The organism is Nitrosomonas europaea, assembly GCF_900167395.1.
Lineage (GTDB): Bacteria > Pseudomonadota > Gammaproteobacteria > Burkholderiales > Nitrosomonadaceae > Nitrosomonas > Nitrosomonas europaea.
This window is the reverse complement of the sequence record NZ_FUWK01000004.1, coordinates 38579-63818: the sequence shown is the minus strand read 5'-3', so window position 1 is coordinate 63818 and position 25240 is coordinate 38579. Positions and strand designations below refer to the sequence as shown.

General features: G+C 48.7%; 25 protein-coding genes. 16 read left to right on the top strand and 9 right to left on the bottom strand.

The features are described 5' to 3' along the window. Positions 1-134: 134 nt before the first annotated feature. The gene (locus B5D58_RS02710; RefSeq protein ID WP_011111489.1) at positions 135-440 is read right to left on the bottom strand and encodes a cupin domain-containing protein; all 306 of its coding nucleotides are present in this window, start codon (positions 438-440) and stop codon (positions 135-137) included. Between the two features lie 73 nt (positions 441-513). On the opposite strand from B5D58_RS02710, the gene B5D58_RS02705 reads away from it, so the two are divergent. After that, positions 514-1782, top strand: coding sequence for an esterase (locus tag B5D58_RS02705; protein WP_011111490.1), 1269 nt, complete (start codon positions 514-516; stop codon positions 1780-1782). Positions 1783-1915: 133 nt separating this feature from the next. On the opposite strand, the gene B5D58_RS02700 is transcribed toward B5D58_RS02705, so the two are convergent. Further along, positions 1916-3856 carry a DNA repair helicase YoaA gene (locus tag B5D58_RS02700; protein WP_011111491.1) on the bottom strand — a complete coding sequence of 647 codons (1941 nt, stop codon included), beginning with the start codon at positions 3854-3856 and terminating at the stop codon, positions 1916-1918. Between the two features lie 211 nt (positions 3857-4067). Between B5D58_RS02700 and B5D58_RS02695 the strand changes: the two genes are divergently transcribed. The 4 genes from B5D58_RS02695 (at position 4068) to rsmA (ending at position 9488) form a co-directional block, all read left to right on the top strand. Next, on the top strand, positions 4068-6239 hold the full coding sequence (locus B5D58_RS02695; protein ID WP_011111492.1) for an LPS-assembly protein LptD: 2172 nt from the start codon (positions 4068-4070) through the stop codon (positions 6237-6239). Next, the gene (locus B5D58_RS02690; RefSeq protein ID WP_011111493.1) at positions 6239-7585 is read left to right on the top strand and encodes a peptidylprolyl isomerase; all 1347 of its coding nucleotides are present in this window, start codon (positions 6239-6241) and stop codon (positions 7583-7585) included. The genes B5D58_RS02695 and B5D58_RS02690 overlap by 1 nt, the downstream gene beginning before the upstream one ends. A 52-nt stretch (positions 7586-7637) precedes the next feature. After that, positions 7638-8648 (top strand): 4-hydroxythreonine-4-phosphate dehydrogenase PdxA, encoded by a 1011-nt coding sequence (pdxA, locus tag B5D58_RS02685; RefSeq protein WP_011111494.1) that lies wholly within the window; start codon positions 7638-7640, stop codon positions 8646-8648. 66 nt (positions 8649-8714) lie between these two features. Next, complete coding sequence (gene rsmA / locus B5D58_RS02680; RefSeq protein WP_011111495.1) at positions 8715-9488, top strand: 16S rRNA (adenine(1518)-N(6)/adenine(1519)-N(6))-dimethyltransferase RsmA; 774 nt, start codon at positions 8715-8717, stop codon at positions 9486-9488. 22 nt (positions 9489-9510) lie between these two features. On the opposite strand, the gene B5D58_RS02675 is transcribed toward rsmA, so the two are convergent. Next, the gene (locus B5D58_RS02675) at positions 9511-10002 is read right to left on the bottom strand and encodes a methylated-DNA--[protein]-cysteine S-methyltransferase (protein WP_011111496.1); all 492 of its coding nucleotides are present in this window, start codon (positions 10000-10002) and stop codon (positions 9511-9513) included. A 195-nt stretch (positions 10003-10197) separates the two neighbouring features. Further along, positions 10198-10575: a helix-turn-helix domain-containing protein gene (locus B5D58_RS02670; protein WP_041356575.1), complete on the bottom strand. Its 378-nt coding sequence runs from the start codon at positions 10573-10575 to the stop codon at positions 10198-10200. Between the two features lie 128 nt (positions 10576-10703). On the opposite strand from B5D58_RS02670, the gene B5D58_RS02665 reads away from it, so the two are divergent. The 7 genes from B5D58_RS02665 to B5D58_RS02630 all read left to right on the top strand — a co-directional run bounded on the left by B5D58_RS02665 (position 10704) and on the right by B5D58_RS02630 (position 15744). Then, positions 10704-11042 carry a hypothetical protein gene (locus tag B5D58_RS02665; protein WP_011111498.1) on the top strand — a complete coding sequence of 113 codons (339 nt, stop codon included), beginning with the start codon at positions 10704-10706 and terminating at the stop codon, positions 11040-11042. 2 nt (positions 11043-11044) lie between these two features. Continuing rightward, the gene (locus B5D58_RS02660) at positions 11045-12052 is read left to right on the top strand and encodes a phage/plasmid replication domain-containing protein (protein ID WP_011111499.1); all 1008 of its coding nucleotides are present in this window, start codon (positions 11045-11047) and stop codon (positions 12050-12052) included. Positions 12053-12116: 64 nt separating this feature from the next. Continuing rightward, complete coding sequence (locus tag B5D58_RS02655) at positions 12117-12422, top strand: hypothetical protein (RefSeq protein ID WP_011111500.1); 306 nt, start codon at positions 12117-12119, stop codon at positions 12420-12422. A 79-nt stretch (positions 12423-12501) separates the two neighbouring features. Further along, the gene (locus tag B5D58_RS02650; RefSeq protein ID WP_011111501.1) at positions 12502-12705 is read left to right on the top strand and encodes a major capsid protein; all 204 of its coding nucleotides are present in this window, start codon (positions 12502-12504) and stop codon (positions 12703-12705) included. Positions 12706-13087: 382 nt separating this feature from the next. After that, positions 13088-14413, top strand: coding sequence for a virulence factor TspB C-terminal domain-related protein (locus B5D58_RS02640; protein WP_011111502.1), 1326 nt, complete (start codon positions 13088-13090; stop codon positions 14411-14413). A 57-nt stretch (positions 14414-14470) separates the two neighbouring features. Then, the gene (locus B5D58_RS02635) at positions 14471-14761 is read left to right on the top strand and encodes a DUF2523 domain-containing protein (RefSeq protein ID WP_011111503.1); all 291 of its coding nucleotides are present in this window, start codon (positions 14471-14473) and stop codon (positions 14759-14761) included. Then, positions 14758-15744, top strand: coding sequence for a zonular occludens toxin family protein (locus tag B5D58_RS02630; protein ID WP_011111504.1), 987 nt, complete (start codon positions 14758-14760; stop codon positions 15742-15744). Before B5D58_RS02635 ends, B5D58_RS02630 begins: the two co-directional genes overlap by 4 nt. Before the next feature lie 238 nt (positions 15745-15982). Here the strand turns inward: B5D58_RS02630 and B5D58_RS02625 are convergent, their stop codons facing one another. Next, positions 15983-16417 (bottom strand): DUF3653 domain-containing protein, encoded by a 435-nt coding sequence (locus B5D58_RS02625; protein WP_011111505.1) that lies wholly within the window; start codon positions 16415-16417, stop codon positions 15983-15985. Between the two features lie 244 nt (positions 16418-16661). Here B5D58_RS02625 and B5D58_RS02620 point away from each other — a divergent pair, with 244 nt between their 5' ends. The 3 genes from B5D58_RS02620 (at position 16662) to B5D58_RS02615 (ending at position 17803) form a co-directional block, all read left to right on the top strand. Next, positions 16662-16871: a hypothetical protein gene (locus B5D58_RS02620; protein ID WP_041356579.1), complete on the top strand. Its 210-nt coding sequence runs from the start codon at positions 16662-16664 to the stop codon at positions 16869-16871. Between the two features lie 160 nt (positions 16872-17031). After that, positions 17032-17250, top strand: a complete 219-nt coding sequence (locus tag B5D58_RS13815; protein ID WP_159445006.1) for a MerR family transcriptional regulator — start codon at positions 17032-17034, stop codon at positions 17248-17250. Then, positions 17243-17803 (top strand): VC1465 family Xer recombination activation factor, encoded by a 561-nt coding sequence (locus B5D58_RS02615; RefSeq protein WP_041356583.1) that lies wholly within the window; start codon positions 17243-17245, stop codon positions 17801-17803. Before B5D58_RS13815 ends, B5D58_RS02615 begins: the two co-directional genes overlap by 8 nt. Before the next feature lie 618 nt (positions 17804-18421). Here B5D58_RS02615 and efp read toward each other — a convergent pair. After that, on the bottom strand, positions 18422-18979 hold the full coding sequence (efp, locus tag B5D58_RS02610; protein WP_011111508.1) for an elongation factor P: 558 nt from the start codon (positions 18977-18979) through the stop codon (positions 18422-18424). A gap of 73 nt (positions 18980-19052) precedes the next feature. Then, the gene (gene earP / locus B5D58_RS02605; protein ID WP_011111509.1) at positions 19053-20195 is read right to left on the bottom strand and encodes an elongation factor P maturation arginine rhamnosyltransferase EarP; all 1143 of its coding nucleotides are present in this window, start codon (positions 20193-20195) and stop codon (positions 19053-19055) included. An 82-nt stretch (positions 20196-20277) separates the two neighbouring features. Here earP and B5D58_RS02600 point away from each other — a divergent pair, with 82 nt between their 5' ends. Beyond that, positions 20278-21270: a 2-hydroxyacid dehydrogenase gene (locus B5D58_RS02600; RefSeq protein ID WP_011111510.1), complete on the top strand. Its 993-nt coding sequence runs from the start codon at positions 20278-20280 to the stop codon at positions 21268-21270. Between the two features lie 2 nt (positions 21271-21272). On the opposite strand, the gene B5D58_RS02595 is transcribed toward B5D58_RS02600, so the two are convergent. Both B5D58_RS02595 and B5D58_RS02590 read right to left on the bottom strand, forming a co-directional pair. Next, positions 21273-21710: a glycine zipper family protein gene (locus B5D58_RS02595; protein WP_011111511.1), complete on the bottom strand. Its 438-nt coding sequence runs from the start codon at positions 21708-21710 to the stop codon at positions 21273-21275. Positions 21711-21737: 27 nt separating this feature from the next. Further along, the gene (locus B5D58_RS02590; RefSeq protein ID WP_011111512.1) at positions 21738-25154 is read right to left on the bottom strand and encodes a M20/M25/M40 family metallo-hydrolase; all 3417 of its coding nucleotides are present in this window, start codon (positions 25152-25154) and stop codon (positions 21738-21740) included. Positions 25155-25240: the final 86 nt, after the last annotated feature.

Below are 25240 nucleotides of genomic sequence, written 5' to 3'. Positions count from 1 at the left end.
GCGGCAGAGCAGTTCCAGAGCGTTCCATCACCCAATCCAGCACGGCCTTGCCGTTGACGATACAACCAGAAAGCTGCCGGTTTTTCCTGGAATCTGTTTAGGGTCTCAATCGAGGTGGGGGCTTGAACAGGTTCTCAATACACATGAACGGCCAGCCAGAGCGCGCCGTGGGATGTCCATTTGACAGTGTGTGGGGTGTTGGCCGGCAGAAACAGATAGTCTCCGGTATTCAGCTCAATAGTTTTTCCGTCTACTTCGAGTATGGCTGTACCTTTCAGCAGTGCGATCCATTCATCCTGTACTTGCTGGTATTTTTGTGGAGACAGTTCGGCAGAGCTGACGATACGTTCGATCACCAGGTTTCTGCGGGAGAGCAGTGTCTCGAAAGTTTCACCTTTTCGCGGAGTGGAAAATCCTGTAAACAGATTACCTGTCTGCATATCACCATGCCTTATGGATATAATCAGGAATTGTATTGCATATTGAAAAATCCTCAAACGCAAGGAGATTCAAATGAAAACTGCTTTTTCCAGGCTGTTTTTAGTAATGCTCACTGCCATACTATTATCCGCCTGCACTTCCAATGAAATCTATCGCAGTAATTTCAGCAATTGCATAGTAACAGCACAGGAATCATGTGAATCCCATGCCATCCAGCTTCACGACAAAGGAACAGAAAGGGAATATCTGCTCGGTTTCGTCGAGATCGATGATCAGGGACAACTCCGCAATCGTGTACAAATGCAGGCATTGCTCAATGAACTGTATACTCTGGCATCAAAAGAAAGTCTGTTAATCAATGTGTTCGTTCACGGCTGGCATCACAATGCCAAGCAGGGTGATGCCAATGTGGAAAGTTTCAAACTCAACCTGGCTGAATTGAGCAAAGTCGAGAGCCATTTGCACCAGGACAGAACACCACGCAAGGTAGTCGGTATATACGTCGGCTGGCGTGGTGAATCAATTGATATACCCTGGATAAACAACGTCACTTTCTGGGATCGGAAGAATACGGCACATGAAGTGGGTTACCTTGGTATGGCCGAGCTGCTGTTAAGGCTGGAAGAAATCCGTAACATCAAGAATACACAGGAACCCCCGGTCAAAAGCCGTCTGGTTATTTTAGGCCACAGCTTTGGCGGTGCGGCGGTGTACAGTGCCGCTGCACAGATTCTGGCAGATCGTTTTATCAACAGCGCTGGTGACAAAAATTATGTCGATAACGCAGAAGGGTTTGGAGATCTTGTGGTATTGCTCAACCCGGCGTTTGAAGCACTCAAGTATGCTCCGCTTTATGATCTGGCCCAGGCACGCTGCAGTTATTTTCAGGATCAGCCTCCACGGCTGGTAATACTCACTTCCGAAGCGGATTTTGCTACCAAATACGCCTTTCCTGCCGGACGGGTTTTCTCAACATTTTTTGAAACACACAGCACGATCAAACGTAATGATTGTAATCGACCGCTTTCCTACAGCGAGGGTGCAGCCGATCGTCAAGCAGTAGGTCACTTCGAATTTTTACAAAGCCACGAATTACACCCCGCCAGTAAAAGCATGGCAGCCGTTTATCACCAGGCCAAAGCTATCTGGAAAAATCAGCAACCTGGAGAAGCAATCCAATTTGGCAGCACAGAGCTGAGAAACCTGGAGCACACAGTCATTCACAATCCTTATCTGAATGTGAAGGTTGATAAACGCCTGATCGAAAACCACAACGATGTGTTTCGCCCCGAGATCATGGAATTTATTCGCATGCTGATTGTTTTATCCACAGAAGAATAAAGCCTGATTTCCATTGATACAAACAGATGTTATTCCATTCCCAAATCAAAAATGACACGAAGGCGAGCCGCAGACAGTATAAATAATACGGCCAGGCGAAGCCGACAAAGTTAGTTTTGATTTAGAAATGGAATTACTGGTCAACATTTTCCAGAAAACGTAATACTTCATCCGGATCCCGCGTGCGTTTCATCGGTGGCAGGCTTTGCCAGATCTGCTTGCCATAAGGTTTGGATACCAGCCGCGGGTCGCAAATCATCAGCACCCCACGATCTTTTTCATCTCGTATCAGGCGGCCGGCTCCCTGTTTCAGGCTGATGATCGCATGGGGTAACTGGTATTCCATGAATGCATTACGGCCTTCACGGGTAAATTTTTCGATGCGTGCAGACAATACCGGATCATCCGGTGAAGCAAAGGGCAGCCGGTCGATGATGACCAGTGAAAGGGCATTTCCCTTTACATCGATACCTTCCCAGAAGGATTGGCTTCCCACCAGCACCGCATTGCCCAGCTGGCGAAACTGATTCAGCAGGGCAGAGCGAGCTTCCTGTCCTTGCAACAACAAGGGAAATTCAAGCTGTTCCCGTTGAAAGGCAACCTGCAGCAATTCATGGATCTGTTGCATGTTGCGCAGACTGGTACACAGGATGAATGCCCGTCCCTGGCTTGCCTTGATGACCGGCAACACAGCCTGAACGATACTTTCAGTGTAGTGTGGCGTATTTGGATCGGGCAGTTGGGAAGGCACATAGAGTAACGCCTGATTGGGAAAATCGAACGGGCTGTCCCAATTGGCCGTTTTAGCCTCGAACAATCCCATCATCCGGTTGTAATGAGAGAAATCCTTTTTGACTGACAGGGTAGCGGAGGTGAATATCCAGGCGCGCGCGGAAGCATCGAGTTGTTTGCTGAATGTTTCTGCAACGGATAAAGGTGTAGTGTTGAATTGCAGACTTTGACTGTAGGTCTCGACCCAGCAGATGAATTCCCGGGATTCAGATTGTTCATGCCACTGCCTGATCCGATTGAGCAGAGTCTGTGCCCGCAGCCAGCAGTTTTGCAACCCTTGCGAACGAACCGCCTGAGTTTCGAGCAATCCGGCCAGTAGCACCAGTTTTTCCTGTAAGACTTGCCGCGCTTCACTGAAACCGGGATAGCGTGCAGCGGAAGCGGAAGACATGCGTGTATGTTTTTCCGTGATTGTCAGGTGCAGATCCAGCACCGCTTTCCCGACAGCTGCCGTGGCATCGAACAAGGGAGCAAAATCCTTTGCCTCGAGTAGTGCTTCAGTATCGGTATCACGTACCAGAACTTGTATCTGGCCGGTACTGACCGATTCACCAAAAAACAGGCTGGCCACTTCGGGTAACTGATGCGCCTCATCAAATATCACGGTGTTGCAGGCAGGCAGTAATTCGGAGAGACCCTCATCACGTAGCATGACATCAGCAAAGAACAGGTGGTGATTGACAACTACGATATCGGCTGATAGTGCTCGCTTGCGCGCTTCCATCACAAAGCACTGTCGGTAATGCGGGCAATCCGATCCCAGACAGTTTTCCCGTGTGGAAGTGACGTGCTGCCAGATGGCAGCTTGTTCCGGGACTTTATCCAGCCCGCTTTTATCGCCGTGGCTGCTGGTACCGGCATAGCGTTCGATCAGATTGAGATACTTTACTTCAGTGCGGCTGGCAAAGTGAATATGATCTGAATTCAGGGTACGTTCAAGATGATAATGACAGATATAGTTGGCACGTCCTTTCAGCAATGCGATAGTGACCGGTATTTTCAGAGCGGCACGCACGGTTGGGATATCGCGTTGAAAAAGCTGATCCTGTAACGTTTTGGTACCCGTCGATAAAATGACCTTTCCGCCTGATAACAAAGCCGGTACCAGATAGGCATAGGTTTTACCCGTACCTGTACCGGCCTCGGTAACCAGAACCTCCTGACTCTCTATGGCTTGCGCGATGGCCTGCGCCATCTCCAGTTGCTGGGTGCGGGGACGGTAGTCTGGTATATTCCGGGCAAGTAGCCCGTCAGCCGAGAAAACAGTATTGAGATCAGACATTGAAACAGTGGAAGTGCATAAAATAACTGATTGGCGTGAGTTTCCGGATATGCTTTATTCATCCCGGAACAAAATCGGGCTGTTACCTGAAAACATTCAAAATCAACAGCAACCAGGCCTTTGTTCCGGTCGAGCTTCCGGAAAAATTATCGGATAATAGCGCCTTTACAGAAAAGCATCTGCAAAAACTTCATTAAAGTTTCAGTCTTGAATGAATACACTTAAATTGTGCCTGATACTGTACGCCTGTCTGGTATTGCTGCCGGTCAGGGTCATGAGTGCAGACTTATCTCCTGCATCGAGTGAGCGCCAGCCGATTTATATCGAAGCAGATCACATCGACGGACATTACCAGCAAGAGATCGAAGCGATCGGCAATGTGCGTATGCGCCGTGGCGACCAGACATTGACGGCTGACCGGGTAAAATATTATCAGAGTAACGAGAATGTGGAAGTCGAGGGTAATGCACAACTCGAACGCCCGGATGATATTTTATGGGGCAGTTATCTGCAAATGAACCTGAATGACAACACAGGCCAATTGAGTGAGCCGCGATATCTTCAGAAAGATGGAAACGGCCGGGGTGATGGAAACCTGCTGCTGCTGGAAGGAGAAAATCAATACAGATTCAAGAAGGCACGCTATACCACCTGCCCCGAGGATGATCATGACTGGTACATCCTGGCAGATGATCTGGAAATCGATAAAGAAAAGAAAGTGGGAACCGCACGCCATGCCTCGGTTCGCTTCAAGGATGTGCCGATTCTGTATGTGCCGTGGATGAATTTCTCTTTCGGCAATGAGCGGAAAACCGGATTTCTGTCTCCGATTATGGGTAACACCAGCAGAAGCGGGGTTGAGGTTTCTGTTCCTTTTTACTGGAATATTGCGCCCAACTACGATGCCACGATTACTCCGCGTCTCATGAGCCGACGTGGAGTGATGCTCAATAATGAATTTCGTTATATCGGACAGACGCTCAATGGCCGGTTCTTACTGGATTATCTGCCGAATGATCTGGAAACCGATACCACTCGCTACGGCATGCAGCTCAATCATTTCCACAATCTGGGTGCGGGATGGTTCGGCATGATCAACTACAACAGTGCCTCGGATCGCAATTATTTTCGCGATTTGGGCAATAACATTCTCTTTACCTCCCAGACCAACTTGCTGCAACAGGGTTTTGCCAGTTATTTCAGGGAATTGGGTCGCAATGGCACGCTCACTTTCAGTACACTGCTGCAACAATTCCAGACCCTTCAGGACCCCAGAGCTCCCATCATCTCGCCATTCAAAATCCTGCCGCGATTTACACTGAATGCGGCAAAAAGGAATGTATATGGCCTGGATTTTGATTTTTCCGGCAGTTTCACGCATTTTTCGCATTCAACCTTACCACATGGCCTGCGTACGACATTTCTTCCAGGCGTAAGCTTGCCGCTGGAAAATTCCTTTGGTTTTATCCGGCCGCGGGTATCACTGCACCATACCCGCTATGACCTGAATGAGCCGGCCAATCCGGCAGCAAATGATAAACATCTCAGCCGGACGGTACCGATATTCAGCTTCGATAGCGGGATAGTGCTGGAACGCGATACGACATTGGCGCGCGAGAATTTCGTTCAAACCATCGAACCACGTGTTTTCTATACCTATATTCCTTATAGAGATCAGCAGTTGTTGCCCAACTTCGATTCTGCTGAAATGGATTTCAGTTACCCTCAGTTATTTCTGGAAAGAAGGTTCAGCGGTGAAGACAGGATCAACGATGCCAATGAAATTACACTGGCAGTCAGTTCCCGTCTGATTCATTCAGCAACCGGTAATGAACGCCTGCGTTTCTCGGCAGGGCAGAGAATCCGTTTCAGTGATCGCCGGGTGATACTCACTTCCCCTCAGGTCACGAGAGCAGGATCCGATTTCATCGCAGAGCTTTCCGGTGGGATCACACAGAATATCAAGACAGATACCGGGATACAGCTCAACCAGAATAATTTTCTGATCGAAAAAATACGTACTGGTATCAGCTATCGTCCGGCACCCGGAAAGGTTATCAATGCAGGTTATCGTTTCACCCGGGATGTGCTGGAGCAGGTCGATCTTTCCACTCAATGGCCATTCCTGAAAAAATGGCAAGGTTTTGCAGCCATCAATTACTCGCTGAAAGATGACAAATTACTTGCCGGTCTGCTGGGTCTTGAGTATAACGCCTGCTGCTGGTCATTGAGATTTGTGACCAGCCATTTCACGACTGCGACACAGCGCACTTCGACCAATATTTTCGTTCAGCTGGAGTTGAACGATTTGATGAGAATCGGCACCAATCCGGTACGTGTGCTGCAACAGACCATTCCGGGTTATATGAGGACAGATTTGTAATGATCCAATTCAGCAGTGACAGGCAATTGAAATTCAGGAAATACTGGCTGATCTATGCCGTTTTTGCCACTATGCTGGCAGCCGATGTTTTTGCCCAGAGTTCTTATTCGAGAGAGGATATTAAGCCGATCGACCGCATCGTAGCGGTTGTCAATGAAGAAGTCATCACTCAGCAGGAAATCAACGAGGTGTTGCAAAATACAGTTCAACAATTACAGAGACAGAATACCCAGTTACCCCGCATGGAAATTCTGGAGAAACAACTGCTGGAGCGTTTGATTCTAAAACGTATACAACTACAGCGTGCCAAGGAAATCGGATTGACGGTCAGTGATAATGATCTCGACCAGACTTTGCGCCGGATTATCCAGGATAACCATCTCACCATGGATGAATTCAGGCAGGTACTTCTCCAGGAAGGAACCGACATGAATCGGTTTCGTGAGGAAATTCGCGGTGAAATCCTGATGTCCCGACTGAAAGAACAGGAAGTCAACAGTCGTGTCAATGTCACAGAGAATGAAATCGATAATTTCCTGCAGAATCAGGCTAATTCACCTGCCGGTAATGAGGAATATCGTATTGCACATATCCTGGTGCAGATTTCGGAACAGATGGATGAGGCGCAAATCGAAGCCAGGCATAAACGTGCCGAGACCGCTTATGAAAGTCTCCGCCAGGGGGCAGATTTTGTGCGGGTATCTGCTGAATTTTCTGATGCACCGGATGCGATGCAGGGAGGAGAGCTTGGCTGGCGGCCACTGGGTCAACTGGGTTCGCCATTTACTGAAATGCTGGTGAATATGCAACCGGGAGAGGTTACCCCGGTAGTACGAAGCCCGGTGGGTTTTCATATCCTTAAATTACTCGAACGTCGGCAGCAGGAACAAAAGGTGACGATCATTGAACAGACCCATGCACAGCATATTCTGATCAAGGTTAGCGAACTGGTTTCGGAAGAGGATGCTCATCAGTTGATCAATCAGCTCATGGAACGTATTCATAACGGTGCAGATTTCATGGATGTAGCCAAGGCACATTCGGAGGATGCCAGTGCATCTGCCGGAGGAGATTTAGGTTGGGTCTCGCCGGGAGATACCGTGCCTGAATTTGAACAGGCGATGAATGCGTTGTTGCCGGGGCAAGTCAGCCCGCCTGTGCGTACTCCTTTTGGCTGGCATTTGATCAAGGTCATCGAGCGACGCTCACAGGATGTGAGTGAACGCCAGCAACGGGAAGCGGCGCGCCATACCATACATGCGCGCAAGGCAGATGCCATTGTGCAGGAATGGTTGCAACAGCTCAGAGACCAGGCTTACGTGGAATATAAAGTTGAGGATAACTGATGCAGATGCACTTCATTCATAAGCTGCCGAATATATTGACCGAATCGACGATATGACGCTTTCTTCCATAGCCAGACTGGTATTGACTGCGGGTGAGCCTGCCGGTATCGGCCCCGATTTATGTGTGCAGATTGCACAACGAAACTTGCCCTGTCGACTGACTGTCATTGCTGATCGTGATGTGCTCGATCAGCGCGCTGAAAAACTGAGGCTACCTTTGCAACTGCACGAGGATGATCCTGACAATGTTCAGCCTCACCGGGCCGGTCAATTATCTGTACAGCATGTACCTGTCAACAATCCGGTTGTGGCAGGCCAGCTCGATGTCAATAATGCCGCCTATGTACTGACGACACTGCGGCTTGCGGTTGAAGCCTGCACCACTCATGAAGCCGATGCCATGGTCACGGCACCCGTACATAAAGGCATTATCAGTGAATCAGGTATCCCTTTTTCCGGGCATACCGAGTACCTGTCCGAACTGACGAACAGCCACGCGGTCATGATGCTGGCAGGGGGGGGGATGCGAGTGACACTTGCCACTACCCACCTGCCTCTCAAGGATGTGCCTGCCGCTATTACACCGGAACGGCTGGAACAGAAACTGCGCATCATTCACCGCGATCTGGTAACACGTTTTGCCATTGAAAATCCACGTATTGCCGTAGCAGGGCTGAACCCCCATGCGGGAGAATCCGGGCACCTCGGCCGGGAAGAAATCGACGTGATTATCCCGGTACTGGAAAAACTGCGTAATGACGGGATGAATCTGCTCGGCCCGTTACCGGCGGATACTTTGTTCAATCCCCCCAAACTCAAGGAATACGATTGTATCTTTGTCATGTACCATGATCAGGGATTGCCGGTACTCAAGCACGCCAGCTTTGGCCATGGTGTGAATATCAGTCTGGGAATGCCCATTATCCGTACTTCTGTCGATCATGGTACGGCACTGGAACTGGCAGGAACCGGGCAGGCTGATCCTGGCAGCATGAATACCGCCATTGAAACGGCACTGATGCTCATCGAAAAAACACACCGCGCCAGAAACGATCTGTCATAGCTGGAAATTTGAAGAAATTGGACCAGCAGACAGACGAGTCACTCAAAACCTATCCGGTAAACTGATATGCGGCATACCCCCCGCAAACGCTTCGGCCAGCATTTTCTGGTTGATACTTCTGTCATCGCAGAAATCATTCATATCATTCACCCGGTACCTGGCGATCGAATGATCGAAATCGGGCCGGGGCTGGGTGCGCTGACCAAGCCTCTGCTGAACGTCCTGGATGAACTTCAAGTCATTGAAATAGATCGTGATATCGTCGATTACCTGTCCCGTACTTATCCCGGTAAGCTGGTTATACACAATATCGATGCGCTGAAATTTGATTTCTCAGAATTGGGGGAGGGGCTACGGATCATCGGAAATCTGCCCTACAACATTTCCACGCCACTGCTGTTTCATCTTTCCCGCTTCAGCAGCCTGATTACTGATATGTACTTCATGCTGCAGCTCGAAGTGGTGGAACGAATGGTTGCACTGCCCTCCACACCGGATTACGGACGTTTGTCAATCATGTTGCAGAACCGGTTTGAAATGGAACAAATGCTGGTTGTGCCAGCGGAATCGTTTGACCCGCCTCCGCGAGTTCAGTCTGCCATTGTATGCATGCGCCCAAAAGCAGAACCGACTATTCCATTGAAACATGAACGACTGTTTGCCGAGCTGGTAAGCGCTGCATTCTCCCAGCGGCGTAAAACGTTGCGCAATACACTGCGTCATTATCTGACAGCCGATGATTTTGAACGGCTGGAAATCGATTCCGGATTGCGAGCCGAGAATTTATCACTTGCGCAGTATGCAGCTATTGTCAGACAGGTTTATGAGGACAGGCAATAACCGAACCAACTGAGCTGTGGCGTCAGGCAAAAGAAGTTTGCTTGTCTTCATGTGCCAGCAGCCACTGTTTACGATGAATTCCCCCCCCATAACCTGTCAGCTTGCCATTGGCACCGATAACACGATGACAGGGGATAATGATCGAAATGGGATTCTGACCATTGGCCATACCCACTGCACGTGCGGCCTTGGGTAAGTGCAGGCGTTCTGCGATATTTTTATAACTGACAGTCTCACCATAGGGAATAGTGCTAAGTGATTGCCAAACCGCTTCCTGAAATGGTGTGCCAGTCGCTTTCATGGGCAGATCAAACTGAATCAGTTCCCCCGCGAAATAAGCATTCAACTGAGCAATCGCCTCTGCGAAAGGGGCGGCATCCTGCCGCCAGTCATCTGTCATGCGAGGCAGCAGTTTCTGTATCTCTATTTCCATATACACGCCTGTAAGAAACTCACCATCACTCGTGAGTAACAGTCGATCCACAGGACTTTCCAGAAAAGTATAATAGTTCATTGTCAACTCCTCGAATTTTCCCCCGTTTCATTTGATATAAGCAGAATGCCACAAAGGCCATGCAACAGACAATAATATCCACGCAGTTCTGATTCAAGTGATTTGAAAAGGGCCAGCAATAATCTGTAAAGCAGATCAGAAAGATAATCTGCCTTCCTCTTTCTATAGCGTCTATAGCATTTCTTGCAATTAATTTTACATAATATACATAGAATCCTGATTTTCAACGACTTTTGCTTCTGCAGACTCAAGCGGGGAGAGGGTTAGCATTGAAATAACTAAGCCGCCTACAATCATTGCGCTTATTCTTTCTTTTGACTTTTGCATGCAGCTTTCTAATATTTTTCTCTTCTTCTCATCTTTTGCAGTGACCATTTCGCTTGCCAGTATTACTTTCAATTCGTCTTCTTTGAGGTAATTTGCTAGCTGTATACAAACCTCAATTGGTAATCCTCTGATTCCTGATTTAGCTGTTCTCAAGTTTGCGTCAGCGATTCCTATAATTTTTGCTAGTTCTTTCTGTGTTCCGGCCTTTTCTGTTCCGGTTTCTATATATTTTTTAAGTTCGTTCATTTTTTCTCCTTGACGCATTGGTTTTGATGCGCTTAATATCTGCATTAAATTTGATGCGTGAAATTACCCCAATATTCTAGGGTTCTTAATTCCACAAGTCAAACAGGGTCATTCAATGTGGAGGAAAAATGCTTACAGAATCAGGTATTACGCCATATCCGGCACTTAATCAATTGTCATTGCAGTACAGTATTTTTGGCTTTCTACTCCGCAATATCACCAAACCCGGCAACCACTTCGCCGCCCGCTGCTATCTCTCCGCACTCGACGACACCAGTTCGCTGCCACCCGGCCAGATTTTCAACCTTCTAACCGTTCTCGATTTCTACTATCAAACCGAGCGCAACCAGACCGAACGACGAGCGCCAGCGAGGAGTGAGGGAAGGGGAAGCGAAGGGCAAAAAATACTTTACGTGCCAGTAACACGTAAAGTTAGTCTCACCGGTGAGACTTTTTGCTCATTTTAGCCATGGAAACTTCCCCGGTTTTCATCGACTACGTGACCATCCGTCAGGAGTATTTTGGCGGGGGTCTGCCGGTTCTGAATGATGGAAAAGTTCTCAAAGTTGATGCGGATGGTGAGATCGAATATTCAACCGATGTGCGCTGCATCATTGAAGGTTCGTATGATTCCCGCGTTCAGGTTCGCTGCGATGGCAATACGGTTGAATTCACCGGTAACATTTCCCGCTATGGCCGTCGTGACAATCTTTTTGGATATGATTGGCCGACAACGATTGCCCGCATTAACGATCTGCTGTCGCTTCTGGGTCTGCCGCCGTTCACATCCGGCAAGCTCTATAAATTCGCTGATACCGGCTGGTCATGGTCAGGCGCTCGTGTCTCCCGCATCGATCTGACCTGTAATTACAGCACTGGCTCCAAAGAATCCATGCATGCCGTCCTTTGCCACATGGCAGGCCAGCATGTTGGCCGTCAAAAAGGTTCACTGTCTCCTGATTCCGGGACGGTTGAATACGGCAGGGGGTCTAAATACGTCTACGGCAAGCTCTACGCCAAATATCAAGAACTGGAAAAGCATCGTTCCAAGAAATCCGGCTCACACGTCTCTGATGACGTCATCGACTACTGCAAAACCGAAGGCATTCTTCGGGAAGAATTCACCCTTAAATCCCGCTTCCTTTTACAAAACAACCTTGCTTATCTAGGCGCAATCACACAAGACAATCTCAATCAGATATACGCCGACCGCACACAACTTCAGAGGTTAGAGGACATGAAATACGAAAACTTTAACGATCTTCCGAAGCATCTTCGATCGACTTATGCCAGTTGGAAATTAGGGCTTCCGTTAGATATCAGTAGGGCTACTCGCTATCGTCACCGCACTGAATTACTCGCCTACGGCGTTGATATCTCCATCCCGAACAACGTTCACCATCTTCCCTCAAGGGTTCGCGTTGTAGAACTCAAGCCACTCACGGCTCCCGACTGGTACATCCAGAACTACGGTTAATTTTCTGCCCCGGGTTTATCCGCCACATCCGGAACAGGCATTCAACAGGCGTAAGGAAAAACAAATGGCAATTGAAAAAGTAAAAGTGACCGGAATCACGTTTTTTGACGGAACCCTTGATGATGGAAAACATATTGATTCAGGCAAGGTGTTTATCGAACATCTGCTTGATTTCAGAAAAGGCACTGCCAAAGGGTCTTCGACTACAGCTTATCCGCTCGCATCATCCAAAGAAGCCAAAGCCTTAATGAATCACGATTTCCCACTGGTTTGCGAAGTCGAGTTTCTGACCTTATCCAGCAATAAAGGCCCCAAGACGGTGATCAATGCTCTTCGACCCGTCCCGGCTGCTGCATCTCCTGCCCGGTAGTACCCAGCCCCCAGCCTGCGGGGTTGGGGGGTGTGTATTACGCATGCCGCCTTTCTTTAACTTTAAATAGGAGTAACAAATGAAAAACTTTAAACAGCGCCTGACCAATGCTGCTTACGCATCCCCGCTGGTACTTTTCGCCGCATCTGCACGTGCCGATTTGCCCGAAGATGTGACAACGGCTATTACAGCGGCTAAAGCTGATATTGCTGCTGCTGGCGCTTTGGTAATTACCATCGTTGTTGGCATCAAAGTTTGGAAATGGATCACCAGAGTATTCTAAGAGGCTGATCAAATGGGCAATTACTACCAAGGCAAATGCTATTCCACAACTCTTGACCTCCATCAAGAGATTGCCGGTAATTGCCCGACTGTTTCCCCGGACGGGGCATACACAATCCGGTGTGTCCCGTCTACCGACAAGATCGTTATCACACGTACGAATACTGGCTTAATACCCGTACCAGTAAGCACTGATTACATACCGCAACAGATCGCTTGTGACCCTAACGCACAAATGCATGATGCTATTGATGCAGCCTGGCTTATCGCGGGCGCTTGGGTTGTTGCTTACATGGCTAAAAAAGTCGCTGAAGTTATCAGGAGTTGATTATGTTTGATGATCCAAACGCTCTTTATGTTTTGCTCGCTATATTGGGATCGACATGGATACTGTTCGGAAGCTGATCGTCTGCGCCATACTCGGCGTTTTCTACGTTCCCGTCGTCTCCGCCTACGAATTTCACGATCCGTATCCGAACGTTAAAGTCATTGATGGTGAGGTACATATACAACGCCCCGGCGGTGGAACCTCGCTCGCATATCCCAATGCCGGCATATCCAAAGATATCCCCGTCAACACCTCAAAAGGTCAATTTCTCGTCCCGGTTGAAAAAACCTTTCCGGTTGAACCCTCAAAAGTCGGAAAAGCCGCAACCCGGTTTCTAAAAACTCTACCGGCAATTGGTACCGCAATTGCTCTCTATGATACCGTTTGTGACCTTACTGATATCTGCCGAAATTCCCAATCGGGTGAGATTGAATATGCCCCTGATATGCCGGCTGGTTACCCAGTAACCACCGAAACGGGTTACTGGCGTCATCCGTTTTATGTTAGCTTGACTCACGTTACAGCAGACCTTCTTTGTAAAAGTTTTGATTACCGCGCGGCAGTCCATTTCGCCCCGAATAATCTGACGTTCTTACGTGTAGAAGTCTCTGGCGGTACCTCTTATTGCATCTACTCCGACAAGACTAACAATCCGCCAACAGAAACAGCGCCCCCTAATTACTCAATCGTCAAAGTCAACAGTGGAAATTGCTTTACTGGATATACCAAAGTTGGCAACGAGTGCGTACACAACAATGCCCCCGTGCCTGTTACTGAAACGCACTGGACAGACGCTGAAACCAAGCTCAATGCCCAACCCCAACAAACCGCCGAAGCCCTCTATAACTCTGATGCCCCCGTCCCGGTTTTGGCCTCAACCCAATCTGCCCCCGTAATCCAGCAGATTGCCCAGACATCCACACAAACCAAAGATGCCCAGGGCAACATCACCGGCACACAAGTTGCAACCACATCTGTCAAGGTCGAAGATACCAGCACAACCAATAACGTTACTTATAACGTGACCGAAGTTACCACGATCACGACTTACAACGAAAACAACGAAATCACCAACACTCAGACTTCAACCTCTGATAACTCGCCGCCCAAAACTGGCACCGATGAAACTACCGTATCGTTTGATGATGTTCCGCCAGCTCAACTTGAAGAAGAACAACCAGAGTTTAATTTGCAGACTCCGGAATCCTGGGGGGAGGGGACATGTCCGCCGGATGAAATACTTACCGTTCAGGGCGTGACTTTTCCTGTCAGTTGGCAACCAGCCTGTGATACAGCTGTGCAGTTGCGGCCGATCTTTGTGCTTTTTGCATCTGTTGCCGCGATGTTTATTGTTGCCGGCATATCTCGCGCTGGCACTTAACTACCACTTACGACTAGCAGAAGAACATGCTTTTAATATTTTGATGAGATTAACAACATGAACATACTTATCCCGCTGGGCGCATTTCTCGAAGCTGCTGCCGGGCCGCTTGCTGTACGTGTACTTACATCGCTGGGTATCGGGGTTATCAGCTATGCGGGCCTCACGGTCAGCGTAGGTGCTGCACTGACTTACATGCAAACTCAATACTTCGGGTTGCCATCTTCCGTTGCGAATCTTGCTAACCTTGCTGGCCTTGGTCAGTGCCTTGGTATCGTTACAGCCGCTATCACTTTTCGGGTTGCTTTTCAGGTACAGCGTAAAACACTTGGTGTTCTCAACAAATGAGCATTACTTTAATTACTGCCGCACCGGGTGCGGGTAAAACAATTTTTGCTGTCTGGAACATCATCAAGCCCGCTGTTGAAGCCGATAGAGTTGTTTACACCGCCGGGATTCCTGAACTCAAACTCCCGGCAATTTCCCTGAGTTATAGCCAGGTGAAAAGATGGGCTGACAGGGAACTTGTCGAGGTTGAAAACCCATCTGGTATTCCGATTCCTGACGATGAAAAACCCTCGCGGTTGCAGAACATTACTGAGGGTGCACTTATCGTAATTGATGAGGTTCAGTATCTTTGGCCAGCCTCTGGTTCCAGGGAGCCCGGAGAAGACATCAAATACTTAACCAAACATCGCCATCACGGGTTGGAATTTGTCCTGATTACTCAGGCACCTCAGTTGATACATAAGAATGTGCTGGCAGTAGTCGATAAGCACATTCATATGCTTTCAGACTGGCATGGCAGGAAGCGTTACGAATGGCCTGAATACTGCGCAACAGTCAGGGCCACAAGTAGCAAACTCAAGGCAGTATCACAGCGTTACGAGCTACCGAAAGAAGCTTACGGACTCTACAGATCAGCTAGCATGCATATTACGCAGAAACGTCGTAAACCTCTCATGGCTTACGTTGTACCGATTGCTTTCTTCGCACTTATCTATACGGGTTTCACCTTCAAGGATCGTTTCCTTGATTCAAAATCATCAGAATCTCCAAAAGTTGTCAAGGATGAACAAAAGACGGATGACCCTCATTTATCCCAGCAAAAATTAACATCGGCCCCAGTAACAACCGTCACAACTGTTGCCCGTCCCGTTACTCTTGCCCTTGTATCTGATCAGATTGATTGGTCTAAAGTAGGGGCTTGCGTGGCAACGCAAGCCAAATGCATCTGCTACGGCAAGAGCGCGGAGCGCCTTGTCGTCCCTCCGGAGACCTGCCGCAAGGCAGTGTCGAGCGGTTGGCCTGGTCAAGAGACAAAAGTCTAAAGTCCTGCGGATTGCCGCCGATACCATATCCGGGTGATTTGTACCTCCATTGCCCGATTCAAAAATGATGATCATAGCCGCCAGTTGGTTCGCCCTCTGGCGGTTCTCATTTGTCCAGCAGAAAATATCGAGGCCGCCGGACCCGGTGTTGGTTTTAGGGTACCGGCGCAACGCAGATTTTTCGTCGCGGGTCTCACCGTAACGCCTGACCTGACGCGCTATCACACCCCCCGTATTCCTACATAACCCCGAAGCATCTTTCCAGCATCATCCCGAACTTGCTCTCTGTGCTGATTTGCCGCCTGTAGAAGTCTGCCTTTATTTCCAACTCTTCGATGTCAAGGTTTCTGCGCTCCAGCTCTGCCTTTAATAATCTGATCTCACTTTCCAGATACACAACCAGCTGACACCGAAAGAACAGGGTGCGTATTTCCCCGGCCGAGAATCCATTACGCCATTCAGGAACAAATAATTTTCCATTTCTGAAATAGAAGCCATTCCAGCTATTTCCTAATAATGCACATGCCTTGCCATGCACAAATAGATTTATCAGCCTTATTGCCGATTCTGATGGCTTTCTCGTGCCTTTCTTCCATTGTTTGATCACTCGCAGCTCTTCACCTGTGATTTCCTGTAATACTTCAACGCTAATACCGTATATCAGATCATCCATTTTTATTTTTCTCCGGACAAAAAAATACCCGCGCGTGGCGGGTATCAAAAAGTGCTGGTACTGTCAGCACGCGAGCCTTAATGGTCCGAAAGGGGTCAGCAATCTATAGATTAGATCAGCGATGTAATCTGCCTTCCTTCTGAATTTCTTCCTTCGTTCTCTGCATCTTCTATTTAACATAATATACATTATACGAAATACAATGCTCGTGCCGCCGGTACGAAAACAAAGGAGGAAATGCATTATGTCAAATCAAAAAAACCGCTATGGCGGCCTGTTCTGTGCGCTTATCAACAGTTCCTTTTCATCCTGGCTCATCAAGGCTATGGAACGACTTGGTTTCAAGCAGTTTTGGATCAATTTCTTCCTGTGGTTGCCGTGTCGGCTGGCCATGCTTGAAATCAAACTTGAGTATGGTTCCCTGGAGAACTTCGTTAACCGGGACAGCGATTGAGAAAAAACTTTACGTGCCAGTAACACGTAAAGTTACTGCCAATTCTGTCCATTTTTCTCCGGTTTTAAAGCACTCCAAACCCGCTCCCAGACTGGGTTTTCAGGTTTTTAGCCTTGAAATTATTCAAACAGCATATTTTCAACGGATTTCGGGGGGTTAGATGCATATTCAAATTTCATATTTCACCGTTCAGGATGTTGCGAATTTTCATGGAATCACTCCCCAGCGTGTTCGGCGATTGCTGTCTGAAGGTCGGATCAAGGGATTCAAGGATTCTCACAACATCTGGTGCATTACGTCTCTTGATATTCGACCACCGCGTAAATCGGGTTTTCATCGTTTCCGCCTCAAGTTTCACAAGGGGGATGGCCATGCGTAAACGCCACTACAAACGCAAGCCGTACAAGCCTGTGAACTATGACACCATCCGTGAAACAAGGCTGCTGGCGGGTCTTACGCGGCAACAGGTTGCCGATATGCTTCGGGTTTCACTGCGTACTGTCCAGTACTGGGAACGCGGCTTGGTTCACATGCCGTATGCCGCGTTCCGGCTTCTTCGTATCCTGACGGGCTATGAACTACCCGGTAAAGAGTGGAAAAACTGGATGTTACTACGTAACAAATTGATTTCTCCTGAAGGCAAAACCTTTACTCCTGGCGATCTCTACCCGCTTAACTGGACGATCGACAAAGCCCGCATGTGGGATAAGGAATACCGTCGTCGTGTCGGTTCTGGGGAAACAGCACTGGTACCGTTTGCGTTACCCGGTAATGCGTGGCGCGGCTGGATGTGTCATGACGGTCGTCTGCTCTCCCCAGATGGTATGGCGTTTACGCCTGTCCACCTCAATTTCCTTGCGTCCATGGTTGATCGGATCTGCGGGGAGATCTCTTCGGTTCCGGTCAAGGTCATTCAGGGGGATACACCATGAACGGTTTGTGCCTCTGGGTGCGGCGAGAAGCGATGAGCGCAGCGATAGAGCGATCGAGCAGCACCCCGAAGGCGTTGGAATGATGAAAATCGCTTAAATCGCGTTTTAAGCCCTTTCTGTGGCCAGCAGGAAATAAGCGACTCCCGCGATTACGGGTCATCAGTAATCGTGGGTTGCAGCTTTTTCCGTCGCGGGTTACGCCGTAACGGTTCGGGATTGCTGCCGCTCGCCCCCCATCCACCACCCTGCAAAACGGGGTTTATGGTTTTTAGGCGTAGACGGATGCGGCAAGCACTTGGCCGCGTTTATCCGTCGCCGCCCCCCCTTTTGGGGTTGGCGTGAAATTCTTGCTGCCTCTTTTTCTGGATATTTTTTCAACGATCAACTATTTTTTAAATCATGAATGCAAATTTTTCACGCGCTAATTTTCCTCTGAATTTTTCTCCTGGAAATTTTGTAATTGTGCAAGCCATTGATTTTATTGCTTATACATTATACGAAATTAAATAAGCAGCAAAAGCCGAGTTAATCTGATAAATCAGAATCTGCTCCGAACGGGATAAGGACGTCATTCGGAGCATGATGATCTGGAGAAACGTTTTTGGGATTATTTAAAACTTACTTGACGCGACTGCGGTATTCACGTGTCCGGGTATCGATTTCGATCTTGTCGCCAATTTCACAAAACAAGGGTACCGCCAGTTCAAAACCAGTAGGAATTTTTGCGGGTTTCAGTACTTTGCCTGTGGTATCACCTTTGATTGCGGGCTCGGTGTAAATGATCTCGCGTACAACCGTATTAGGCAATTCAACTGAGATAGGTTTATCGTTGTAGAACACAACCTCGCAGGGCATACCATCTTCCAGAAAGCTGAGTGCATCACTCATGGTTTCCTCTTCAACCTCATACTGATTGAATTCAGCATCCATGAATACGTACATCGGGCTGGCAAAATAGGAATAGTTCACCTCTTTCTTATCCAGCACTACTATATCGAATTTATCATCCGCTTTGTATACAGCTTCACCAGGCGATTCAGTCAGCAAATTCTTGTACTTCATTTTTACCACTGAGGAATTGCGTCCCGATTTGGTAAATTCGGTTTTCAGCACGACCATGGGGTCTTTGCCGAGCATGAACACATTGCCTACACGAAGTTCTTGAGCAGTTTTCATCTAATTACTTACTATAAGTCATGGAAAAAAAAGAACATTATACTTTGACTTCACCGGCAGAACGAGTAAATAATCACCGATTCCTGCAAAAATTTACCAGACTGGAAGCCAGATTCGGGATTTGTGCAAGCCGTTCAGCCCAAGCCATGGCATGCTGTTGCAGCACATCCCGATATTTCCAGAAACAGTTCCAATCCGGTTGTTCGTTATTATTCCAACTTCGATGAAAAGCGCGCACTGCATCAGCTGCCGGTTCGATCAGCTCCTGACAATAGAGATCCAGGAAAGCTTCCAGTTTGATCAGATGCACGTTTTCTTGTTGTGGATAAATTTGCCAGACGATCGGCCGCACTGCCCACTGCGCACGCACGAAGGAATCCTCGCCGCGTACAAAATTGCAGTCACACGCCCACAATAAATGGTCATAGTTTTCCTGCGACATAAAAGGGATGACATGCAAAGTCAGATTACCGCGTTGGATGCTATCTCCTGCCGCAAGGCGTGATATTCCTGCCCAGCTGGCTGCTGATGCTGAAGCTGTGCCTTCCGGTAACAGACATCGAACAGGTGAAATAGAGCCAGCCCACGCTTCCAGCAAATCACTGATCGGAGCACTGTCATAGCAAAACAGCGAAACGGTGGCCTCATCCGCAGCAGGATTGGTGATACCCAATTCGCGCCACAACCCTGCCGGATCAGTGCGTGATGCATCGCGCAGCGTAAACAGTTCCGCTTCCCGCAGCAACCCTCCAGTTGCTGCAGTAAATCCCGGGAAAAAGAAATATTTGATCAGCGGTAAGCTGGGATGTGGCGAAGCCAGTCCGTGACAACCTTCCACCCATTGCTCGGCTGATAAGTATTCCAGATTGATCCATATCCGATCTGTTTTTCCTTCAGGCTCCGAAAACCGGGGTGAAGCAGCAGCCATTGCGGCTATATAACGTGGCGGTAATTCACACCCGAATGCCTCGATCACCACATCTGCCGGCACGAGATCAGCGAACGGTTCAACCCAGTGCAGAATCTCCACTCCCCGGATATTCTGAACTGCCAGACGAGGGTCGATTGCCGGGCAAATGCGTTGCATCGCCCCTAAATCGTCTACCAGCATGCGTACAGAAATGTCAAATTCCGTAACCAGTTGACGCGCCAGGCGCCAGCAAATACCAATGTCGCCATAGTTATCGACCACATGGCAGAAAATATCCCAACGCATGGTTTCTTTTATCTCGTTTGACTTTCCGGATATTTCCCGATATTTTCCTTGAGCGTTGCTGCTTCTCTCTGGAAAACATTCAATGAAAATCACTTTTTTCAGCACCCAGCCGTATGACCGTGAATCCTTCCTCAAACATCATATCGATACGCAATTTGAACTCGTTTTTCTGGAAGAAAAACTGACCGAGCATACGGTGTCACTGGCCAGCGGAAGCCAGGCAATTTGTGTTTTCGTCAACGACAACCTTAATGAAGCTGTTATTCACCAACTTTCTCAATTGAATGTGCAGCTCATCGCCCTGCGCTGTGCCGGCTTCAACAATGTAGATATCAAAGCAGCTCATGCCTGTAATATCAGAGTGGTGCGCGTTCCGGCCTACTCCCCTCATGCCGTGGCAGAACACACGCTGGCAATGATCATGACGTTGAACCGCAAAACACACAAAGCTTATAACCGTGTTCGTGAACAGAATTTTTCGCTGAACGGGCTGCTCGGCTTCGATCTTCACAAAAAAACGGTTGGTGTGATTGGTACCGGTCATATCGGTGAAGTTTTTTGCCGGATCATGCATGGTCTGGGCTGCAACATCCTCGCCTGTGACCCGGTAAAGAAGCTGGAGATCGAGAAAATGGGTATTCCGTATGTTCCCATGAATGAGCTTTTTTCCCGGTGCGACATTCTCTCACTGCATTGTCCGCTCAATGAAGAAACTCGCTATCTCATCGACAGCAGCGTCATTGCACAAATGAAAACAGGTGTCATGCTGATCAATACCGGCCGGGGTGGACTGATCGATACCAAAGCCGTGATCGCCGGGTTGAAATCAGGCAAGATTGGCTATCTTGGTATCGACGTTTATGAGCAGGAAGCAGATCTGTTTTTTCAGAATCTTTCCGAGCAGATCATTCTTGATGACACCATCGCACGGCTCATGACTTTTCCGAATGTGCTGATCACTGCACACCAGGGATTTTTCACGCAAGAAGCACTTGATCAGATTGCACTAACGACATTCGCTAATATAAAACGATTCGTAGCTGGAGAAATACCGGCAAACGAAGTAAAAATCTGATTTTACTGCCAGCCGGTAACTTCATAACCTTTCTCACGCAAACAGCGATTTACAAAATTCATATAGGCTGGTGCAGGTTGCGAAGCACTTCCTGAACCCAGCAGACCTGACAATAATCCCCAGGTGGCGCCACTGGCAGCGCCAACCATGGCGCCCCGTCCAGCTGCACCGGCAATGGCCCCGCCAACGGCACCACTGGCCGCACCAGCACCTGCTCCAATTGCTGTTCTCCTCGCTGTATTGCCGGTACTTCCGCTCCCTTCCCTGGCACCGGCTGATTCAGCCAGCTGTCTGCATTCTCTGATATCTCGTTCTGCAGCAACTTTTCCAACAGATTGATAATACGAATTGGGGTACAAAACAGGCTGATAGGTTGCACAGGCAGATAATCCTGACAGGATTATTCCGAGCCCCACTATTCTTCCAGGTTTGCTGATCATGTCATTACTCCCTAAGATCCTCAGGTATTAGCGCTCAACTGGTACGATTTCAATCGATTTGATATCTTTTCCTCGTCGGAACTGTAGTTCGATTTTCTCTCCTGCTTTCAACACCCGCAGAATATCAGCGTATGACTTCAAATCGGTAATGGATTGCCCTGCCAGCCGAATCAGGATGTCGCCTTGCTGTAACTGTGCCTGCTGTGCTGGAGAATTAGGAAGTATATCGTCCACACGCACACCCTCTCCTTGCCAGGAAAAATCCGGGACTGTACCGATGATGATTTTACGTTTATCTCTCGTTTGGGCCGTTGCCTGAGGCATGTCGGATGATCGGTTACCAGCATCCAGTGTAACCGTCAGCGGTTCAAGGCGGTTGGCCAGATACTCAGCACCTTCCTTGAGGATGGCAGCCACTTTGATCAACCCGGCAGCATCGATTTTATCGGCCGTATCGCCGGGTGCATGATAATCCTCGTGTGCGCTGCCAAAGAATTGAACTGCCGGTATCCCGGCCTTGATAAAGGCAGTCTGGTCACCGGAACCAAAATCATTCGCTACTGTATTGACAGGAATGCCCGTGACAAAACCGGCACCACGGAATACATGTACCAGCTCGCTTGCTGTACCTGTACCAAATACGGTGACTGGGTTGTTACCGAGCCGGCCGACTGTATCCAGATTCAGCATGGTGATGATTTTTTCGGTGGGATAACCGGATGGATTGCCAAGATAATGGGTTGACCCCAGCAACCCGGATTCTTCACCGGTAAAAGCAGCAAAAATGATGGTGCGCTGCGGTTGCCACCGGGTGGCGATCTGGCGTGCCAATTCCAGCATGACAGCTACCCCGCTGGCATTATCATCTGCACCATAGTGAATCTTGCCACGGTTGGCTGCGCGCACATCCGGCCAGCCCAGTCCAAGATGATCGTAATGCGCACCGATCACCAGGCTCTGCTCTGCCAGTTGTGGATTGGTGCCGGGCAGGATTCCAATGACGTTGCGCAAGGTGATTTTTCCTTTTGGCGCCCCTACATCCTGCTGCCAGATCTGAAAATAGCTCCCGCTTTCCCCGCCCGGCTGCAATCCCGCCTGCTGAAACTGTTGCGCGATGTATTCTGCTGCCTTGTCCAGTTCCGGGCTGCCCAGCTCGCGCCCCTTGAATACCTCACTGGCCAGCAAGGTAATATCCTCCAGCATGCGGTTTTCGGAAAATAGCGGTGGCAGTTCTGCCAGTGCATGACGGGGTGCCAGAGTGCCGGTGTGACTGGAGGTAAATGAAGCATCATCCTTCTGTTTGACCAGTTGTGTCAGAGGAGAGCGAGTTACCGGCCACTGGCCCTTATTGATGTTGTTCAGTTCTTCACTTTTACCGCTATCTTCAAATACCAGATAACTGTATTTGCGGTAATGCGGCAGTTTTCTGGCCAGCTCTGTGATTGCTGCAGGCTGATCCGATGCCACCCACAGCAACGTTGAAGCAGGATTAGCCGACTGACGGGCCGTCAATACGATGGCATGTTTATCCTGTTGATAGATCTGCCCTCCCAGCTGCAATTCACCCTCTTTTCTGGCGACGCCGTGCTCTGACAGTGTATCGATTATCTGATTGCTGAATTTATTCTGCCAGCCCAGAATCCAGACTGTACGATCTGCAGGTAGCGCTTCCAATTGATCATCCCGGATGATTTTTAGCGAACCGGATTGAGTTTTTTGCCAGGTGGAAGCAAGTAGTTGATACGCCTGCGACAATTGCGCGTTGCCGGTATTGGCCGGTAGAATCAGTAATGGTTTTTCCGCACCGAAACCTTGCGACAAGGCGGCAGGAATTTCACGGCTGTCCAGGCGCCGGAATACATCGAACTGCGGATCGATATCGATACGTACCGGGCGTGCCGGTAAATCCAGTTCAATGATATTGTCCGGCTGATCGATTTTAATCTGCGTTTGCCAGGCAGCGGTTTCTCCTTCCAGATGAACCGCAATCGGCACAGTCAATTGATAAGGTGTACCCGGCTGAGTTTGCCTGATGATTGCTTTGAGCCGATAACCCCGATTCCAGGGCTCAGCCTGCGCACTTTCCAGTGAGATATCGGGAGCACCGCTCTGATATATCCACTGCTGAAAGAACGGAGAAAAATCTCTGCCGGTAAGGGTATTGAAAGTCGTTTGCAAATCTTCAAAAGTTGCCTGTTTGAACTGGTATTGTTTATAAAAGCTGCGCAATACGCTGATGAAATCCTTATCTTCCAGTTCCTGCCGCAGCATGTGGAACATCATCATGGTTTTGCCATAGCCAACCGCTTCTGAACTGGGGCTGTGACGCGAAGTGAACCGGGCAATCGGAAAATCTTTTTCCTGGTTCACGAAATCCGTGTATTTCTGCAGCACATCACGGCGGTATTCTTCACCTTTACCTCCCTGCTCGCTGACGAGATGATCTGCCAGATAGGCTGTCAACCCTTCCGACCAATTTCCTTTGCTGTAATCGACGAATACGCCATTTCCCCAATAATTGTGCAAAATCTCGTGTGGATAAGAAGTGTGCAGAATGAACGGAAAACGCACGACTTTTGGTCCCAGCAGGGTGAATGACGGCATGCCGTAACCGGTTTCCCAGAAGTTTTCGACCAATGCAAATTTCGGATAGGGGTAAGGCCCGATCAGCTTGCTGTACATAGCGATGTATTGTCCAGTTGCATCCAGATATTTCTGCGCCAGCGCTTTATCCGGACTGCGCAGATAAACATAAGCTGCCACCGGCCCGGTGGATTGCTGATAACGCTGATAACGCCCGGCTACCAGATAAATATCATCCTGAGGTTTTTTCTCTTCCCAAGTAACGCGTCGAGTGGTTTCGGTAATGTGCTCCTGTATCAGACTGCCCTGACTGACAACATCCCAATCGGCTGGCAGCCGAACATCCAGATTAAATGACACCATACCTTCATCAAATTGAGGGTACCAGGCGGTAGAATTGGCAAGAAATACTCCTTCTGCGGAAATCAATCCTGGCGAGTAGCTGAAACTGCGTGCATATTCCAGACTGGGGTCCTGCACAGCATGGTGAATACGCCCGCTGAAAGTGAGAGTAAAAGTATTCTGCCCTGCAGGCAGGGTTACCATATATCGCTTCAATGGTACCGGGCCAGCGTGTACATCGGCTTCATTTACCGTCTGAGCAACGATATCCACATCTTTGTTTGCCATAATCGACAAACCGGCATGCAAACTGAATTCCAGGCGAGTGGCTGCAGTCTGATTCAGATTATTTTTCGGTACCTGAATCTGATCTTTCACCTGGAGTTCTGAATTATCAGGTGAAAGAATTACCTCCATCCGGTGATGAAAAGTTTGATCATTGGCTGATACATTGATGCTGTGAAACAGGCTGACTGCGATGAGGCAGCATAAGGAAAAGAGTCTGGCTGATTTCGTCATGATAGATTATGGATAAGGTTATTGATCCGATCCTATTGAGCCTGTGCAATCGTGTGTGGCTGTAAGCGTCTGGTAGATATCAGCCA

Coding starts and splice junctions, on each gene's coding strand:
- B5D58_RS02710 (WP_011111489.1), bottom strand. CDS start 440: ATGCAGACAGGTAATCTGTTTACAGGATTTTCCACTCCGCGAAAAGGT.
- B5D58_RS02705 (WP_011111490.1), top strand. CDS start 514: ATGAAAACTGCTTTTTCCAGGCTGTTTTTAGTAATGCTCACTGCCATA.
- B5D58_RS02700 (WP_011111491.1), bottom strand. CDS start 3,856: ATGTCTGATCTCAATACTGTTTTCTCGGCTGACGGGCTACTTGCCCGG.
- B5D58_RS02695 (WP_011111492.1), top strand. CDS start 4,068: ATGAATACACTTAAATTGTGCCTGATACTGTACGCCTGTCTGGTATTG.
- B5D58_RS02690 (WP_011111493.1), top strand. CDS start 6,239: ATGATCCAATTCAGCAGTGACAGGCAATTGAAATTCAGGAAATACTGG.
- pdxA (WP_011111494.1), top strand. CDS start 7,638: ATGACGCTTTCTTCCATAGCCAGACTGGTATTGACTGCGGGTGAGCCT.
- rsmA (WP_011111495.1), top strand. CDS start 8,715: ATGCGGCATACCCCCCGCAAACGCTTCGGCCAGCATTTTCTGGTTGAT.
- B5D58_RS02675 (WP_011111496.1), bottom strand. CDS start 10,002: ATGAACTATTATACTTTTCTGGAAAGTCCTGTGGATCGACTGTTACTC.
- B5D58_RS02670 (WP_041356575.1), bottom strand. CDS start 10,575: ATGAACGAACTTAAAAAATATATAGAAACCGGAACAGAAAAGGCCGGA.
- B5D58_RS02665 (WP_011111498.1), top strand. CDS start 10,704: ATGCTTACAGAATCAGGTATTACGCCATATCCGGCACTTAATCAATTG.
- B5D58_RS02660 (WP_011111499.1), top strand. CDS start 11,045: ATGGAAACTTCCCCGGTTTTCATCGACTACGTGACCATCCGTCAGGAG.
- B5D58_RS02655 (WP_011111500.1), top strand. CDS start 12,117: ATGGCAATTGAAAAAGTAAAAGTGACCGGAATCACGTTTTTTGACGGA.
- B5D58_RS02650 (WP_011111501.1), top strand. CDS start 12,502: ATGAAAAACTTTAAACAGCGCCTGACCAATGCTGCTTACGCATCCCCG.
- B5D58_RS02640 (WP_011111502.1), top strand. CDS start 13,088: ATGGATACTGTTCGGAAGCTGATCGTCTGCGCCATACTCGGCGTTTTC.
- B5D58_RS02635 (WP_011111503.1), top strand. CDS start 14,471: ATGAACATACTTATCCCGCTGGGCGCATTTCTCGAAGCTGCTGCCGGG.
- B5D58_RS02630 (WP_011111504.1), top strand. CDS start 14,758: ATGAGCATTACTTTAATTACTGCCGCACCGGGTGCGGGTAAAACAATT.
- B5D58_RS02625 (WP_011111505.1), bottom strand. CDS start 16,417: ATGGATGATCTGATATACGGTATTAGCGTTGAAGTATTACAGGAAATC.
- B5D58_RS02620 (WP_041356579.1), top strand. CDS start 16,662: ATGTCAAATCAAAAAAACCGCTATGGCGGCCTGTTCTGTGCGCTTATC.
- B5D58_RS13815 (WP_159445006.1), top strand. CDS start 17,032: ATGCATATTCAAATTTCATATTTCACCGTTCAGGATGTTGCGAATTTT.
- B5D58_RS02615 (WP_041356583.1), top strand. CDS start 17,243: ATGCGTAAACGCCACTACAAACGCAAGCCGTACAAGCCTGTGAACTAT.
- efp (WP_011111508.1), bottom strand. CDS start 18,979: ATGAAAACTGCTCAAGAACTTCGTGTAGGCAATGTGTTCATGCTCGGC.
- earP (WP_011111509.1), bottom strand. CDS start 20,195: ATGCGTTGGGATATTTTCTGCCATGTGGTCGATAACTATGGCGACATT.
- B5D58_RS02600 (WP_011111510.1), top strand. CDS start 20,278: ATGAAAATCACTTTTTTCAGCACCCAGCCGTATGACCGTGAATCCTTC.
- B5D58_RS02595 (WP_011111511.1), bottom strand. CDS start 21,710: ATGATCAGCAAACCTGGAAGAATAGTGGGGCTCGGAATAATCCTGTCA.
- B5D58_RS02590 (WP_011111512.1), bottom strand. CDS start 25,154: ATGACGAAATCAGCCAGACTCTTTTCCTTATGCTGCCTCATCGCAGTC.